This is a genomic window from Ligilactobacillus sp. LYQ139, assembly GCF_045033025.1.
Taxonomy (GTDB): domain Bacteria; phylum Bacillota; class Bacilli; order Lactobacillales; family Lactobacillaceae; genus Ligilactobacillus.
In genome coordinates this window covers 160,372-175,730 of the sequence record NZ_JBJFZW010000004.1, presented here as the reverse complement: position 1 = coordinate 175,730, position 15,359 = coordinate 160,372, and the positions used below count along the sequence as shown (strand labels likewise).

The window sequence follows — 15,359 nt, the reverse complement described above, 5'->3', positions numbered from 1 at the left end:
GAATCCTTTACGGTGAGTGCAAGCACTCGGTGTAAAGGTTTCGCGTTCGACTTGCATGTATTAGGCACGCCGCCAGCGTTCGTCCTGAGCCAGGATCAAACTCTCATTTTGAATTCGTGACTCATTAATTTATTACTAGCGAAGTTTGACTTCGTTAAATTATATTGCTCAAAAGAGCCCTACACATTTAATTCGTCGATACTGTGTTCAGTTTTCAAAGATCTATCCTGTCACCGTGTATCGCAACGGCAACGGTTTATATAATACTGAAATTTCCTCCTGACGTCAAGCAAAATTTCCAACTTTCTTAATAATTTTTCGCGCACTTTCTTAATCAATAAAAAAGAAGGTGCAACAAAAAGTTACGCCCCCTTTTATCAAATCAAAAAATTATCCTTCGCGCGAAAAACTAAATTAAAAACCGCTGCGCGTTATTCAACCCGTTTGTTTTCACCCACACATCTTCTCTAAATGATCTACTGCATCATCATTTGATTGAATCCTTGAAGAATTCCGCCAAGCATCCCATTAAGGATAACGTATACCACAACAAAAATCACTACAGCAATCATCGTAGCAAAAATTCGGTCCATTCGCGAATCATCCTTATTCTCCGTAATTGAGGCAATAATTCCTACCATGAAGAATAGCACTGCCAACGTCAACAAAAGCGAGTTAGCAATCGTAATATACTGGCTAATCTGCGGACTTACCAGTGAACATACCGCTAATAGTAGCGACAAGACCATCATCCAATTACTGTAATGGAAAACGCGGTTGATGTATGCCAAAAAGCCCTCCTGAATTCCAATAGCATACCGTTTAACAAGGTACGTCCCAATAAAGGTCACAAACATTCCGACGATTATAGCCACAAACGTGTACGCCAATATCCGCCATCCAACAATAAAGGGGGCCTTCCCGCCCGTTGTTCGTGCTTGCGTTTGCAATGCAACAACAATCGTTTCATTCAAGGTAAACGTGTAAAAAAGCGCCAAAACAATAATGTTTACGATTCCCGCTGCTGCTGGTCCATTCGTAACCTTAGCCGGGGCCTTCAATGATTGCCACAGCCATGAAAAGTATCCTTTAATCCCGATCCACACACGCCGGCCAAAACCTGGCTTCACCTGCTCTCCCTCGGCTGCGTAGGATTCAACGTCTTTCTTCTCGTCCTTTGCTGGCTTATCTGCCATCACTCTCGCTCCCTTCTAATCTCATACTCCCGATTTTAACAGATATTATGCCGAAAACATAATCATTTTTCCATCTCATCGCCTTAGCCAGATAACAAAAAGGCTGGGGCAACAACCCCAACCTTCCTTATTTCATTCACATAATTTAGTACCAAAACAAACGAACTAAGTCCCAGGTGCATCCCTTCTAGTCAATGCTTCACCACTGCAGCTTGCTGTTTTTACCGCACTCATTTGCTTCGCTTCAGCACACATTCTTTAATTACTTTTTACTTCGCATAAACTTCGCTTTAATTCCCCGACGAATTACCTGGAAGAAGGTTAATGAACGAACAATTCGATCACCGCCAATGTATTCCCGTACCGTCCGTAATGCTTCGTGCGGGTGACGAACCGCAAACGTATATGCTCCGTTCTTCCGCGTCCGAATCGTAAACCGAGGAATCCAACGTCCCTTAAACATTAAGAGAGCTACAACCACGTCAACTTCCTGCCACGGAATCTGGATAAAATCATCCAGGTTCTTTTCATTATAGTATTCAAACGCCCGATCGCCGATCATGATTTTCCCGTACGTCGGTAACCCCATAAATGAGGTTGCTTCCATCGCTAAATCAACCTTGGTATTAAGTGACTGAACCATTCTTCTCTTCCTTTCTAAGCAACACACAGGGGGTGAACCTACTGCGTCCACCTCCTGCGTAAATTAATTCATTGCTATTGTAGTAATCCGAAGTAGTGACCAATAACCCCAACAACAAACAAGGCTAGAATAATCACAATCGGTGAAACCTTCTTCTTCAATAACCACATGCACAGCAGGGTTAACAACATTGCTGCTAATCCTGGCACTAACTGGTCCAACACGTTTTGCAACGTGGTAACCTTAACCGAAGAAAGCGCTCGACCCTGACCATTATTGTATAGTTCAAGAGCCTTCTGGATCCCATGACTTCCCTTCGGTAGGGAATCCCAGTTAATGTATGCGCCCTTTTGCAATGGCGTCTTAGAAACAATCGGTTTAAAATCAATCTTAACCCACCGTTCGATTAACGCCCCAATAACGAACATCCCCATAATAGATGCTCCCCGGGTAACGGTTTGCAATAAACCACCCGAAAGGTCCTTCGTAATTGCAGAACCTGCCTTATAACCAAATTCCTGGGTGTACCACATGAAGGCCATCCGGAAGAGATTCCATACTAAGAAGAACAGAATCGGGCCAAGAACGTTGCCGCTAATTGCCATGGCAGCGCACAGGGAACCAATGATTGGCCGCGCTGTAAACCAGAAAACTGGGTCACCAACCCCGGCCAGCGGGCCCATCATTCCAACCTTAACCCCGTTGATTGCGGCATCGTCGACTTGACCACCAGCAGCCCGTTCTTCCTCTAGGGCCAGGTTAACCCCGAAAATTGGGGAAGCCATAAACGGTGTCGTGTTAAAGAATTCCATGTGGCGCTTTAAAGCTGCGACCTGGTCCTCCTTCTTCGTGTATAACTTCTTAAGGGCCGGTACCATGGCGTAGCAGTAACCACCATTTTGCATCCGTTCGTAGTTCCACGAACCCTGCAGGAACGTTGACCGCCACCAAACCCTTAACCGGTCTGCTTTTGATAACTTTTTACTTTCTGCTGCAAATGTATTTTCCGCCATCGTTGCTCAATCCTCCATTCTAGTAATCATCCAGGATATCGCCGAGCGGGTCACCAGTATTACTGTTCCCGCCATTGCTACCATTGCTGCTTCCACTGTTAGCTAGATTCAGGTAGATTAGTGTCAGTGCTAACCCAATTAACCCAATGGCAAGTAACGTTAACTTACTGAAGACGGCAATCACAAACCCAAGGATAAAGAACGGCCATACTTCCTTATTAGCCATCATGTTAATAACCATGGCGTACCCAACGGCTACCACCATGCCACCACCGATAGTCATTCCAGCTGATAACCAGCCCGGAATCACGTGAAGGGCAGCCCGCACACCACTGACCGGAATAACCAGTAACAGAGCAGCTGGAACCAAAATCCGGATCCCCTGCAGACAGGTTGCAACCCACTGCCAGAAGCCAATCATCCGGAAGTTGCCAGCGTTAGCCGCAGCATCCATCAAATGAGAAATAGCCACACAAATGGTCCGCACAATCATGTTCAGGAATAAACCAGCAACGGCCAACGGAACGGCAATCGCAACGGCCGTGCCCACACCGTGAATTCCTTGACCACCCTGAACCAGGATAATCGTAGAAGCAACGGATGCTAACGCAATATCAGGCGCAACGGCCGCCCCGATATTTGCCCAACCAAGAACCATCATCTGGAGCGTTCCGCCAAGAACCAGACCAGCAGTTAAGTTCCCGGTAACCAGTCCGATCAACGTACATACAACGATTGGTTGGTAAAATTCAAACTCGTCCAAAATCCCATCCATTCCGGCCAGGAACGCGATGATCAGGACCAGGATCTTTGCAATCAATGTCATGATCTGTTTTCCTCCTTAAAATATAAAATCAAATAAGTGCTTCTCTAGCATACTCCCCCTAATTGAGTATGATTATTTCTTTTCCAGTTCTTCGCGCGCCTTGTTGACCAAGCTCATCATGTTTTCCGGATTATCTCCCGGAACTTTCCGAACATCAAACTGGATCCCCATTTCCTTCAACTTGTCGTACGTCTTAACGTCTTCCATGTTAAGGGATAAAACCTTGTTGACGGCGACTTTCCCTTCGGAGTGTGCCATGGACCCAATGTTTAATGTCTTGATGTCGACACCACCTTCGATTGCCTTGAGCGCATCTTCCGGCGTTTCAAATAGTAACAAAGCCTTAGTATTCCCAAACCGCGGATCCTTGGCAACCTCAATCATCTTCTTGATCGGAATAACGTGAGCTTTAATTCCAGCTGGGGCAGCTTGCTGAATCATAGTCTTCCGCAGTTCGTCGTGAGAAACATTATCCGATACAACGATAATCCGGTCCGGGTTAATCGCCTTGGACCAAGCCGTTGCCACCTGTCCGTGAAGGAGCCGGGAGTCAATCCGGGCTAACCCAATCTTAATGTGGCCATCACCGAGAACGGTGCCTTCAGGAATTGCGCCAGTTGGCTGCTTGTGCTGCCGCTCATCCTGAGCAACAGCGCTGGCTGGCATCAAGTTTTCTGGCATGGTCTTTACGCCGTCCTTAGCAACCCCCACGATATGGGTGGCGATTTCCTTAGCGGTCGCGTCCTGCATGGTCATCCGGGCGGTGTACGCTTCGATAACCATCGGCAGGTTCATACCAGTAACGATCGCCCAATCCTTATCCTCATTTTCACCCAGGAGAATGTTTGCCTGGTTAAACGGCGTCCCACTCCAGAGGTCGATCAGGAATAAGACGTGGTCGGGATCGTCAAACGAGTTAATGGCGGCTTCCATCTTAGTGCGCACATTATCAGGGCCTTCGTTTGGCATGAGAGTGCAGGCCTTGACGTTTTGCTGATCACCAAAAATCATTGCGCCTGATTGGAAGATTCCATCAGCAAAGCCGCCATGACTGGCAAGGATAATTCCTACCATGTGTACTACCTCCTAAAAATATTATGTACCTAGCGGTACGTGAGCCACTCAAAGGAAACAATCAGACGTTAAACGAGGTGCTTTTCACTTAAGATCCGCCACAAATCCCGGGACGAATCCCGCACAACCTGTCGCAAATCCAGTTGAATTCCCCGGGCATGCATCCACCGAAAGGCCACAATGTCATTTGCATCTACGGCAACGGCGTTTGTTACCATCCGACGTCCCGCGCTGAAACTTAGTGAGCCGACATTAACGCTCCTAACGGTTATTCCTGCCTCGATCAAAAACCGGGCACTTTCAGGCGTTGCGGTGATGATCATCACCCTTACTGAAGCTAGTCGGGGATCACCGATTAGCCGTTGTGCTTGATTAACCGTTAGAACATTCACGGAAATCCCAACTGGCGCCGCCTGCTGCAGCAAAACCTGTCGAAGCGAATCATGGGCAGCCGCATCATCAACTACAAGAATTCGATCGAGCCGAAATGCTTTTGCCCAACTGGTTGTCACCTGTCCGTGAAGTAACCGACTATCAATTCGTAATAATTGAACCTGCATTGCTTTGCGGACTGGTAATCGCTTCCCGTCCCGTTAAATCTCCTTTGTAATGGCTTCCAAGGATTATCATACACCCGTTTTGGGTAAAATAGTGTATCACGCTAAGTGTATCGCTGAAAACCCTGCATTTTCCGGTAAAATAAAATAAAAAAAGCCTTGACACATATTTTATTTGTGTATCAAGGTTGTGTATTGTTTCGCCTAAGACTGTTTAATTAACAACTGAACAATATAGTACTCCTCTGCCGATGCCAAACGGACATTAATTTTATCCGCTAACCAGGCTGTTGCCCGATGAACCTGCTTCCAAGTAGCAGCTTGAACCTTCTGAGATGCTGCTAATGTCGCCGGGTCAACCGCCAACGGACTCGTCGTCAATGTTCGTTCGAGCGCTCCCGCAAGATGCATAATAATGCTCATTCGTTGAGTATTATCCAACACAATTGGCTCTGTGTACTGCTGACAATACTCCCACAAAACCGGCGTTAATTTATCAGCATTAATAAACGTAAAGTACTTCGTTAAGTACTCCTGCAATACCTCCATCGTCAACTTGGGTGATTGGTTAATAGCCGTATGCTGAGCGGAAAGCTGGCAATCGTCCTGCGTTACTTGCGCAATAAACTGCGCAGCATCCCCCTGGAGAAGGTTTTCTAAACTGATGAACGGTCGGTCCAGCGGCGGTTTCACTACCCCAGTTGCCCCAATCACGTTATACTTCGCTGTAATCGTTGCCAGCTTAGCTTGTAATCCAACTACCGATACAGGAAGAACATCAACGTCTTGTACTCCTTGGTTGGCGAGCTGTTCTTCCAATAGACGCCTGATTTTCTGGGCAGTGCCTTCTCCACTTGAGCAAATCGATAAAAGTGCCCGCGGCCGGGTATCCGTCGCATCTACAACGGCCTGCATTTTCTTAATTAACGGGCGGCCGGCCTCGTCGTTTCCCCGAAAATACCCGCGGAACTCCCGCAGCTCGCCATAGATCGTGTTCAGATCAGTGCCTACAAGAGCCGTTTTCCGTGCTGCTTCCAGCACCATTGCCGTTGTTACCATGTTAATGGTGCGCACTTCGATGCCCGTTTCGGTTGTTAATTTTCTGCTAAACGTTGCAAGGGAACCCATGTCGACTAAAAGAAGTACTCCATTCCCCTGATCCACCCGTTGCACTGCGCGGGTAATTCCCGTAAATGCGGCTGCCGGACTCATATCAAGTCCCATATCAAAAGCGACCACGTTATTCACGTCTAATAATTGCTGAACCACCTGAACCATCGAACTAGCCGTACTGCTTCCATGTGCAGCAACCACCACCCCAACGGTTCCCGTGCGTGAATCCTCTTTCAGGGAAATCAACAATGCCGCTAAGTAATACACTTCAGACCGCGGAACAGGAAAATGGAAATGTTTTTCAAGAAGTTGTTTTATCTGCCGAGCAAGTTGAAGTTCCCGCCGATTTTCCTTCACCATTGTAATTAGGTTAGAAGAAACCGTCCGCAACGATTTTCCCGTCTGTACCCGCTTAGCAAACAAACTAAGGTGCAGGCTCATCGCGTATACAAAATTATTTCCCAGGGAATAATCAACCTGCGGCTCAAGATGCTGCTTAATTTCCCTGGTAAGATCAATAAATTCTTGGTCAACCAAATCCTGCAAGGAACGGTCACTTCGTTGTTCCAAATCAGCTTCCCGGTAATACGTTTTCATGTGAACATTAATGTCCGTTTTAATAAAGTTATTAATCGCCTCCTGGTCAAGCCCCTCCTCCTTCAAAACGGCCGCCTTATGCCCGATAATCTCGTAAAGGTTATACGGTAACTCGTAGGAATCTTGACTTTCAGCTCCTGTTGTTCCATCAGGGTGAACTACCATGGTCGCATCAACAAGTCTGGTTAATTCGGTTAACGCATTCCGGTTATTTGCGATCCGCGACACTCCTGCTTGAATCTCCTGGGGAAGCTTATCAAAGGTAATAGCAATCTCATCCCCTTGCTTATCCATCCCGTCCAAGAAAGCCCGGGCACACACTAATTGAACCGCTGACTTTAACTGGGCTATATTTCCGAATGAAATTCCGCCAATTAGCGCCTTTACTACATCCTCATCCACCTGAATGTTGCGGTCAATCCGATTGGCTTCAATCGTAAGAAGGGTTTGAAGAAGTTGGAGACGTTCCCGCATTGTTCGCTGACTAAATCCCGGAATCTGGATGGTAATCGGAATGCGCCGAACAAACTCCTGCAACTGGGTACTTTCGGGTGATTCGGTCGTTGCACAAACAATCCGGACGGTCGCTTGTCGCTTCCGCTGTTGTTCACCAATCCGGCTATAAGTCCCGTGCTCCATGAAATAAAACAGCATTTCCTGCGCCGCTGGAGGAAGCCGGTGAACCTCATTCAGCAAAAGCATCCCCCCATCAGCGGTCTGTAAAAGCCCCGCTTCTTGCCCGTCAGCACTCCCAAACAACCGACGCATTACGCCTTCTGGGGTGTGTGCATAATCAGCACAATTAAGGATGGTAAGTTGAGAAGTTGTAATTAACTGATTGGCAACCGCAAACTGGTTCATTGCCGTTGCAAAGAATGTTTTCCCTGCCCCCGTTGGCCCGGTTAGCAAAACATTCAGCCCGTGGGGGGGGTAAAGCAAGGCTGCCTTCGCTTGTTCAATTTGGTTCTTTAAACTTGTATCCCGGCCAATCATCCGATTAAACCCACCAAGTGGATCCCGCTGATCCTTTTGGTGCTTGGTCAGGATTGTCCCCGCATTATTATCCTGAACCTGCACAACGTCCTGATGATCTGCTCGGTGGGCCACCTGAGCAGCAGTCATATAACGTACGGGACGGGTCCGGGTTTTAGCGAGTTTCCCGGTTCGAACCAAGTCGTTCAATTCTTTACTAACGTTAGGCCGCGCAATTCCAAGGGCATCCGCGATTGTAATGGTAGTAATTCCATCCGGATATTTCCCCAGGTGTTCCGTAACATATTGCCACACCCGTTCCCTTCTAGTTGGCATTGGCCGTTCCCTCCATCATAGTGTATTCATTGTGTATCATACCATGCCAGTCCCCCGAACGAAACATTCATCAATCTATGCTAGAATAGGCGTAAACTATCCGGAACGGAGGGGTTTTTATGCCTAATTCACCCATTACCAGGCGCGAAAAACGTGCCCGGCTCTTTACCATCATTCGGGTTCTTAAAAAGTACGATGCCGCCCGCAACTTCATTCACCAACAAAATCCCGCAGCTGTCCGGCGAGCCCTTGAAGAACTTGGCCCCACCTTCATCAAAGCAGGGCAAATTCTTTCGACCCGTCCGGACCTCGTTTCCCCCGCCTACATTGCCGAATTCCGGAAACTCCAAGATAATGTTCCGGCCGACGCTTTCTCAACGGTACAGCAAACGTTTACCACCCAGACAGGAAAAACCATTGATGCTGTTTTTGCTTCCTTTGAGCATCACCCATTTGCCTCGGCTTCAATCGGACAAACCCACCACGCCACCCTCAAGGACGGTACCCCCGTTGTTGTTAAGGTACAACACCCCAATGTCCGACGCCTGGTTCGTACGGACCTAGCCCTCTTCCAAATTGCTGTCCGGATGCTCCGGTTAACTCCTGAAATTGGCGCGATTAATCCCGCTGAAGTTCTCAGCCAAATTCGATCGTCGCTGATCACCGAAATCAACACCGCCATTGAAATCAAAAACGGTGTTCGGTTCTATCAGCTTAACAATAACGATGGCGTTATCCGGGTTCCGCGGGTTTACACGGAGTATTCGACCCAAAAAATCCTCGTAACAACGGCTATGCCCGGAAAAAGCATTAAGGACTACGTTGCCCAATCGCTGAGTACCACTCCCCACCTTGCCGCCCAACAACAGGCTGAGCGTCGGGCTGTAGCCCAGGTTCTTGTTCAAAACTTTATTAAACAAGTATTTCACGATAATTTCTTTCACGCCGATCCCCATCCGGGAAACATCCTCTTTTACCGCGTTACTACTAAGGATAAAACACAACATACCGTTACCCCGAAAACACTCACCCAGCGCCTAGCGGGGGATTCTACGATTACGGTTCAAAAGAGCACTCCTCTTCCCGATTACCGGCTTGTTTACCTGGATTTTGGGATGATGGGAACGCTCACCCCCGATTTGGTGGACGGAATGGCCAACGTAATTATTGCCCTCACAACCGGCGACACCCACGAAATTGGGAAGGCCATCCTCGCCGTCTGCAACCGCACCGGCGCCGTGGACGAAGAGGAGTTTTACGGCGAATTAGGATCCTTCTTGGCCCCGTACCTTAAGCTCGGCTTAGGCCAAATCGATTTTCCGGTAATGCTGTATAACATCATCGCCCTATGCCGCAAAAATAACCTCCAAGTTCGGGCCGAGATTACCCTCCTAGTAAAGGCGTTTGGCTCCCTTGAAGGAATTGTTGCCCAGTTGGATCCCCACCTTTCCCTCATGGACGTGGCCCGGCCATTTGCCCGTGAATACCTTAGGAATCACTTTAGTCTCCGCCGGGAAACGGAGGCGGGAATGCTCACCCTTCTCCAAACCCTGCACACGCTCCCTCAACTTCCCACCCAGTTAACGCGTGCCCTTACCACGTTCAACCAGGGACAAGCGCGCCTAATTATTAAATATAAAGGTCAAGAACGCCTCGTCGATCGTTTGGAACGGATCGCGTCTCGTTTAAGTGTCACCATTATCCTTGCCGCCATCATCCTCGGCTCCTCCCTTCTTGTGGCGGGCAGTCCACACTCCGGCGTTGCCCGCCTTGGGGTATGCGGGTACGTCGTTGCCCTCCTCGTCATTGGAGGAATGGCTGGTGCCCACCTTCGTCGGTGGTACCACCGGTGGCGGCACCGGAAGTGACTAGTGGTCTAAATAGTTGTAATTACTATTTAAAGCGATATACTGAAGATGTAAGGAAGTTCATTTCCGATAAATCATTTGAAAGGAAGTTTTGACTATGGCAAATGAATTAAACAACCGGTTAAATGATCTAATGCAGCGGCGGGATGACCTCTTCAACAATTTTGGCCAGTCATTGTTTAATTTTGGTTCTACCAATGAAGAAATGAAGACCGATATCTCCGAAACTGACAAAGATTACAAGGTCGTCGTCGATCTTCCTGGCGTTGATAAGAAAGACATCAGCGTTGATTTTAAGAATAACCAGTTAACAATTTCAGCTAAACGGGATTCGTTCTCTGATGAAAGCGATGCAAACGGCAACGTCATCTCAAGCGAACGGAGTTATGGTCGGTTTACCCGGTCATACAGGTTCCCGAATGTTGATCAGGACAAGATTAGTGCCAAATACGAAGCAGGAGTCCTCAAAGTTGTTCTCCCAAAGACGGCGGAGGAAATTTCAAACACTAAGCGGATTCAGATCGATTAGTTGTAATTTATACTATTAACCACTAAGGGCTGGGAAATGATTCCCAGTCCTTTTTGCATTCAAAAACAAAATTTCTTTAATGATAGCGCTTGCAAAAATAAATACATAGTGGTATAAAGGAGATGTAAGGAGTCAGTGGATTCCCACCAAGGACGGGAAATCATCCGATCGCACTTGAACCAACAATGTTACTTATTCAGGGGGAGCGACGGGGTTTCAACCGTCCACTTACGGAATTACCGGATATACATTCCGGAGCGAATCAATTAAGAAAAGGACGTGGGGATAATTAAGATTCCTTTCATCAACTTAACCAGCTGCGTTTCCTAGTAGGCGATTTGAATGCGGGGGAGAACCATTTGCACCTCCACGCGGTTATAATCAGTATGCCACTAGCAAACGGAGCTTTTATTTTGCGCCCATTTATTGGAAATTTTTAATTATAAGTAGTAAAACGAAAAACGGAGGTTGTGACTAACAGCGCAACCTCCTTATTACTTCCGCATAATCCGGTGTCAAGGTAACCAGGCTACGTATTACTTTACTGCGCCTTCTTTGTTTTGACACTTTCCCATTATTGTTTCACGTGAAACTAATTCATTCAGTCCGATGAAACACCCGAATGACCCGCCAATATAACAATCCGCCGACAATTCCGGTCAGCACATCCGCCACTGGTTGAGCCCATAAAACTCCCAGATAGCCGATAAGCGGAATCAACGTGGCCAAAGCCGCGACATAGAAAAGTCCCTGCCGAGCAATTGCCATAATAAACGCACTTCCCGCCTTCCCCGCTGACTGAAAGACGGTCGTAAAGACCATTACCGCGCCGATAAATGGCGTCGTTGAGAGGAAAATTCGCATCATCACTGTCCCGGTGCGAATAATCACCGGATCATTCATAAAGAGGCGGATTAAAAACGGAGCCGCCACCATTAAGGCCACCGTCCCAATCGTGGCGTAACCCACTTCAACTAACAAATCAAAGCCAACTACGGCAGTAAACCGCTTTTTATTCCGGGCCCCATAATTATATCCCACTAATGGCTGAGCCCCAAAAGCAAATCCCACCAGAATTAAAATAACAACCATATCAATCTTCATTACGATTCCCGCCGCGGCAATTTTGGTTGTCCCGTAAGGAACCAGGCATTCGTTTAGTATCATCAACCCCAAACTTTGCATGAGGTTCGTCAGAGATGCCGGAATTCCAATCACAATGACTTCTTTTACCCACTGCCAGGTTATCCGCAACTGCCGCGGATCAACGGTGATTACCTGACACCGGCGAATTACGTAGTACAGGTACAGAAGGTCGGTCACAACATATCCTAAAACAGTTGCAGCGGCGGCCCCGGCAGCACCCATGTGAAACCCAAAGATAAATAGTGGGTCACAACAAATTGTCACGATTGTTCCGCCTACTGATCCAATCATTGCTTCGGTAGCTAACCCCTCCGTGCGGAGTAAGTTTGTCGGTACCAGTGAAAAAATAATAATAACTGCCCCGACCGCCATGATCTGGTAAAACCGGCGGGCTTCATCCCACGTTGCGCTCGTTGCCCCTAATAACCGAAGCAAAGGATGTTCTAAGCCAAACATTCCTACCGTAACAAGCGCTCCCAAAACAACCGCCCCGAACGTACAGAAACTACTAATACGGGTACACGTCGTCCGTTTTCCCTCGCCAAGATAACGGGAGATGAGCGCTGCCCCACCCAGGCCAAACATATCCCCCATTGCCAGCATAAACGAAAAAAGCGGGGTACAAATCGTCACCGCTGCTACCATTGCCGGCTGGTGAGTCTGAGCAATAAAAAAAGTATCAATTAAGTTATAGGCCATATTAACGACCATACTCAACACCACCGGTAAAGCGAGCTTAAAATACGCTTTAGGAACTGGCATCTGCGCAAATAACTCATCCATAACCGTAAAATCACTCCGTTATCATTAATCTACAAACCACCGTAGCATAAATTACCAACACGCGTAAGCATCATTTCCTAGGAAATATAAACGCCAAAAGGACAACAAAAAAGACTAGGAATATGTCCTAGCCTCCTTGTTTTTAACAATCAGGTTCTAAACCAGCTTCCATTCCCTACTTTGCAAGTTGCGCAGCGTACTTAATTCCGTGATCATCCAGATAATCCTTAATCTGCGGAATCGTAATAAACGGGACGTGCTGTTCTGCCGCCAACTGCGTTAATTCCGGCCGCCGAGCCATATGTCCGTCCGGTTTCAACACTTCAATAATCACTGCTACCGGAGCTTTTCCTGCTAGGTAAGCCAAGTCAACTGCCGCTTCAGTATGACCCGTCCGTACCCGGACTCCCTGTTCTTCAGCAATCAATGGTTGAATGTGGCCAGGATGATTAAACTGGCTAGGTGTTGCCTGCGCATCCGCAATCAAGTTAATAGTGGCTGCCCGGTCAAAGGCTGACACTCCGGTTGTAACCCCCGCTGCATCAAAACTTGCATCGGTTGTCACCATAAACGGCGTTCCGTTCGGATCAGTACTGTGTTTAACCATCATCCTAAACCCAAGCTTATCTGCAATCCCCGCACTAACCGGAACACACATTAATCCGTTCGCCAACTTCAACATCTGATAAACGGTTTGGGGAGTAATGTTTTGTCCCAACGCAACGAGGTCACCCTCGTTTTCCCGGGATTCATCATCCGCTAAAATGATGAATTTCCCCGCCTGCAGTGCAGTAATTGCTTCGTCAACAGTATTAAAATGCTCTGTCATTTGATCGGCTCCTTTATTTTCCTTGACCACGATTCCATGCGACACCCTTATACTATCACGAACAAAATACAATTCAAGACTTTTAATGTACGCTATTATCTGTATAATTAATGCATATTAGGATCATCAAAACCAATAATGTTAATTATGCCGAACTATATCCTTTAAAAAAATATTTATTATCCACTCGCCTTCTGCATTACGCTCCTTTATTCGGAATTTCCCCGTTCGCTGACTGTTCTGCCAGAGAAATGCTATAATGAAGGCATGCGAAAATATACACTACCAATGGTCCTACTTATCCTTAGCATCATCATTCCATGGACCGTTAACATGTTTACAACGATCGGTGTGAACGGCACAATTAACAAGCCCCACTGGATTTCTTGGACAGCCAGCGCGCTTTTAATTCTAGCGGCAATTATCACCGCGGTGATGATCCATAAACATAACAAGTAGAACTCCTAACCAAAAAGAGGTCCGCTGTAAAACGGACCTCTTTTATATTACTAAATATTATCCTTAAGATAATCGTACAGCATTGCATGCCGAACGTCCTGCGTATCAATACCTAATACACCAAGAATCCGATAAGCAAACGCCAACGCTGTCGCCGGCCCCCGGCTCGTAATGATCTTACCGTCTTGGTCGACAACCGTAATTTCTTCCGTAAAGTGCCCATCCTGCGCGTGGGTTTCAATTCCCGGATAAGAAGTATACGTTCGTCCATCAAGCAACCCGTAGCGGCCAAATGCCATCGGTGCCGCACACATTGCCGCGTTCCATTTCCCGTTAGCATGCCGTTGCTTTATTAGGGCCATTAACTGGTCACTGTCACGAAGGGCCGTCGCTCCCCCCATTCCCCCGGGGAAGATTACAATATCGTAATCCAGTAGATGTTCCCCCAAAGCCGCGTCACACGTTACCGTAATTCCGTGGCCGCCTGTAACCACCCGGTCCTCTAGACCTACCATGGTGACCTGAACGCCAGCTCGGCGCAGCACGTCAACCTGCGTTAAGCCTTCAATTTCCTCAAATCCCGGGGCAAACATTACTGCTGCTGTCTTTGTCATTCCAAATTCCTCCTTTAATCCTTGTTCATTACCGCTCCGGTAAACGCGTTAATTTGCCGGTACGTTACGTTTCCTGTTGCCTTACTCCGAATGCTGAAGACCCACGTTGGAACGTAAATTACGTGCTGGTTAGCCGCCAACAATTTCGTATAGCCCAGCCGAACCCATTGAACCGTCGAGCTACCGTTAATCTTATTGTATTGATACAACGCAATTAACGCCCGCTTAGCACTAATCATTCGTTGTTTTCTAGGTAACCGGTGGGGTTCTTTCAAGTAACCTTGCGTGTACCCCGTTACGATTCCATTACGTACGTTAAACCGCACCTGTCCGGCCTGAGTTAATGCAGGAATTCCCTTAAGGGTCTGCGTATAAACAACTTGAGTTGCCGTTGATAAGTGCCGGTCATACCGATACTGCTTTCCGTTTATCACCCGGGTACGAATTACAGAATTCAGTACCCGGGTTGGGTGCTTCACATTAACATGAATCGCCGTAGCAAACGTTGCCGTTAATTCCTGATTATTATCCGTCCAACTCTCATCATGTAACCGGGCGGGTTTATTTCGGAAAATATCCGTTTCCGGGCTAACCACGTAGTATCCCCACTGACGCTTATCGGAGAGTTTCCCGTACGTAATTTGATCCTCCTTAATATTCCGGAGAACTAGTGCCGTTGAACTTGTCGGGCTAGTGTTAGTCACACTTAACAAGCGGGCCTGCTGGGTGAATGAGCCCACCAGAAAAATATCGAGTGCAATAAACGCAATTAAAAAGATCCATTCAATCCGTTTGAAATCCATC

The 15,359-nt window shown here is 47.4% G+C and carries 14 protein-coding genes and 1 rRNA gene; 3 read left to right on the top strand and 12 right to left on the bottom strand.

Annotation, left to right across the window (positions count from 1 at the left end):
* The 8 genes from ACI3E1_RS05260 to ACI3E1_RS05225 all read right to left on the bottom strand — a co-directional run.
* Window positions 1–111, bottom strand: a 16S ribosomal RNA gene (locus ACI3E1_RS05260); the annotation flags it as partial.
* Between the two features lie 365 nt (window positions 112–476).
* Window positions 477–1,196 (bottom strand): hypothetical protein, encoded by a 720-nt coding sequence (locus tag ACI3E1_RS05255; RefSeq protein WP_405024606.1) that lies wholly within the window; start codon window positions 1,194–1,196, stop codon window positions 477–479.
* Window positions 1,197–1,458: 262 nt separating this feature from the next.
* Window positions 1,459–1,839 (bottom strand): DUF956 family protein, encoded by a 381-nt coding sequence (locus tag ACI3E1_RS05250; RefSeq protein WP_405024605.1) that lies wholly within the window; start codon window positions 1,837–1,839, stop codon window positions 1,459–1,461.
* Window positions 1,840–1,913: 74 nt separating this feature from the next.
* On the bottom strand, window positions 1,914–2,852 hold the full coding sequence (locus tag ACI3E1_RS05245; protein ID WP_405024604.1) for a PTS system mannose/fructose/sorbose family transporter subunit IID: 939 nt from the start codon (window positions 2,850–2,852) through the stop codon (window positions 1,914–1,916).
* A gap of 19 nt (window positions 2,853–2,871) precedes the next feature.
* Window positions 2,872–3,678 (bottom strand): PTS mannose/fructose/sorbose transporter subunit IIC, encoded by an 807-nt coding sequence (locus ACI3E1_RS05240; RefSeq protein ID WP_405024603.1) that lies wholly within the window; start codon window positions 3,676–3,678, stop codon window positions 2,872–2,874.
* Between the two features lie 72 nt (window positions 3,679–3,750).
* Window positions 3,751–4,752: a PTS sugar transporter subunit IIB gene (locus ACI3E1_RS05235; RefSeq protein ID WP_405024602.1), complete on the bottom strand. Its 1,002-nt coding sequence runs from the start codon at window positions 4,750–4,752 to the stop codon at window positions 3,751–3,753.
* 68 nt (window positions 4,753–4,820) lie between these two features.
* Entirely contained in the window at window positions 4,821–5,312 is a 492-nt protein-coding gene (locus tag ACI3E1_RS05230; RefSeq protein WP_405024601.1) for a PTS system mannose/fructose/N-acetylgalactosamine-transporter subunit IIB, read from the bottom strand.
* A gap of 201 nt (window positions 5,313–5,513) precedes the next feature.
* Entirely contained in the window at window positions 5,514–8,327 is a 2,814-nt protein-coding gene (locus ACI3E1_RS05225; protein ID WP_405024600.1) for a sigma-54-dependent transcriptional regulator, read from the bottom strand.
* Window positions 8,328–8,446: 119 nt separating this feature from the next.
* On the opposite strand from ACI3E1_RS05225, the gene ACI3E1_RS05220 reads away from it, so the two are divergent.
* Both ACI3E1_RS05220 and ACI3E1_RS05215 read left to right on the top strand, forming a co-directional pair.
* Complete coding sequence (locus tag ACI3E1_RS05220; protein ID WP_405024599.1) at window positions 8,447–10,195, top strand: ABC1 kinase family protein; 1,749 nt, start codon at window positions 8,447–8,449, stop codon at window positions 10,193–10,195.
* A 97-nt stretch (window positions 10,196–10,292) separates the two neighbouring features.
* Window positions 10,293–10,724 (top strand): Hsp20/alpha crystallin family protein, encoded by a 432-nt coding sequence (locus ACI3E1_RS05215; protein WP_283582378.1) that lies wholly within the window; start codon window positions 10,293–10,295, stop codon window positions 10,722–10,724.
* Window positions 10,725–11,321: 597 nt separating this feature from the next.
* Here the strand turns inward: ACI3E1_RS05215 and ACI3E1_RS05210 are convergent.
* On the bottom strand, window positions 11,322–12,653 hold the full coding sequence (locus ACI3E1_RS05210) for an MATE family efflux transporter (RefSeq protein WP_405024598.1): 1,332 nt from the start codon (window positions 12,651–12,653) through the stop codon (window positions 11,322–11,324).
* Between the two features lie 175 nt (window positions 12,654–12,828).
* Window positions 12,829–13,482, bottom strand: a complete 654-nt coding sequence (gene ribB / locus ACI3E1_RS05205; protein ID WP_405024597.1) for a 3,4-dihydroxy-2-butanone-4-phosphate synthase — start codon at window positions 13,480–13,482, stop codon at window positions 12,829–12,831.
* 267 nt (window positions 13,483–13,749) lie between these two features.
* On the opposite strand from ribB, the gene ACI3E1_RS05200 reads away from it, so the two are divergent.
* Complete coding sequence (locus ACI3E1_RS05200; protein ID WP_405024596.1) at window positions 13,750–13,941, top strand: DUF3955 domain-containing protein; 192 nt, start codon at window positions 13,750–13,752, stop codon at window positions 13,939–13,941.
* A gap of 50 nt (window positions 13,942–13,991) precedes the next feature.
* On the opposite strand, the gene ACI3E1_RS05195 is transcribed toward ACI3E1_RS05200, so the two are convergent.
* Both ACI3E1_RS05195 and ACI3E1_RS05190 read right to left on the bottom strand, forming a co-directional pair.
* Window positions 13,992–14,555 (bottom strand): DJ-1 family glyoxalase III, encoded by a 564-nt coding sequence (locus ACI3E1_RS05195; RefSeq protein ID WP_405024595.1) that lies wholly within the window; start codon window positions 14,553–14,555, stop codon window positions 13,992–13,994.
* 14 nt (window positions 14,556–14,569) lie between these two features.
* Window positions 14,570–15,358, bottom strand: a complete 789-nt coding sequence (locus ACI3E1_RS05190; protein ID WP_405024594.1) for a two-component system regulatory protein YycI — start codon at window positions 15,356–15,358, stop codon at window positions 14,570–14,572.
* Window position 15,359: the final 1 nt, after the last annotated feature.

What these genes read in the sequence shown, in the direction of transcription:
- ACI3E1_RS05255 (WP_405024606.1), bottom strand. Translation starts at nt 1,196, where the DNA reads ATGGCAGATAAGCCAGCAAAGGACGAGAAGAAAGACGTTGAATCCTAC.
- ACI3E1_RS05250 (WP_405024605.1), bottom strand. Translation starts at nt 1,839, where the DNA reads ATGGTTCAGTCACTTAATACCAAGGTTGATTTAGCGATGGAAGCAACC.
- ACI3E1_RS05245 (WP_405024604.1), bottom strand. Translation starts at nt 2,852, where the DNA reads ATGGCGGAAAATACATTTGCAGCAGAAAGTAAAAAGTTATCAAAAGCA.
- ACI3E1_RS05240 (WP_405024603.1), bottom strand. Translation starts at nt 3,678, where the DNA reads ATGACATTGATTGCAAAGATCCTGGTCCTGATCATCGCGTTCCTGGCC.
- ACI3E1_RS05235 (WP_405024602.1), bottom strand. Translation starts at nt 4,752, where the DNA reads ATGGTAGGAATTATCCTTGCCAGTCATGGCGGCTTTGCTGATGGAATC.
- ACI3E1_RS05230 (WP_405024601.1), bottom strand. Translation starts at nt 5,312, where the DNA reads ATGCAGGTTCAATTATTACGAATTGATAGTCGGTTACTTCACGGACAG.
- ACI3E1_RS05225 (WP_405024600.1), bottom strand. Translation starts at nt 8,327, where the DNA reads ATGCCAACTAGAAGGGAACGGGTGTGGCAATATGTTACGGAACACCTG.
- ACI3E1_RS05220 (WP_405024599.1), top strand. Translation starts at nt 8,447, where the DNA reads ATGCCTAATTCACCCATTACCAGGCGCGAAAAACGTGCCCGGCTCTTT.
- ACI3E1_RS05215 (WP_283582378.1), top strand. Translation starts at nt 10,293, where the DNA reads ATGGCAAATGAATTAAACAACCGGTTAAATGATCTAATGCAGCGGCGG.
- ACI3E1_RS05210 (WP_405024598.1), bottom strand. Translation starts at nt 12,653, where the DNA reads ATGGATGAGTTATTTGCGCAGATGCCAGTTCCTAAAGCGTATTTTAAG.
- ribB (WP_405024597.1), bottom strand. Translation starts at nt 13,482, where the DNA reads ATGACAGAGCATTTTAATACTGTTGACGAAGCAATTACTGCACTGCAG.
- ACI3E1_RS05200 (WP_405024596.1), top strand. Translation starts at nt 13,750, where the DNA reads ATGCGAAAATATACACTACCAATGGTCCTACTTATCCTTAGCATCATC.
- ACI3E1_RS05195 (WP_405024595.1), bottom strand. Translation starts at nt 14,555, where the DNA reads ATGACAAAGACAGCAGCAGTAATGTTTGCCCCGGGATTTGAGGAAATT.
- ACI3E1_RS05190 (WP_405024594.1), bottom strand. Translation starts at nt 15,358, where the DNA reads ATGGATTTCAAACGGATTGAATGGATCTTTTTAATTGCGTTTATTGCA.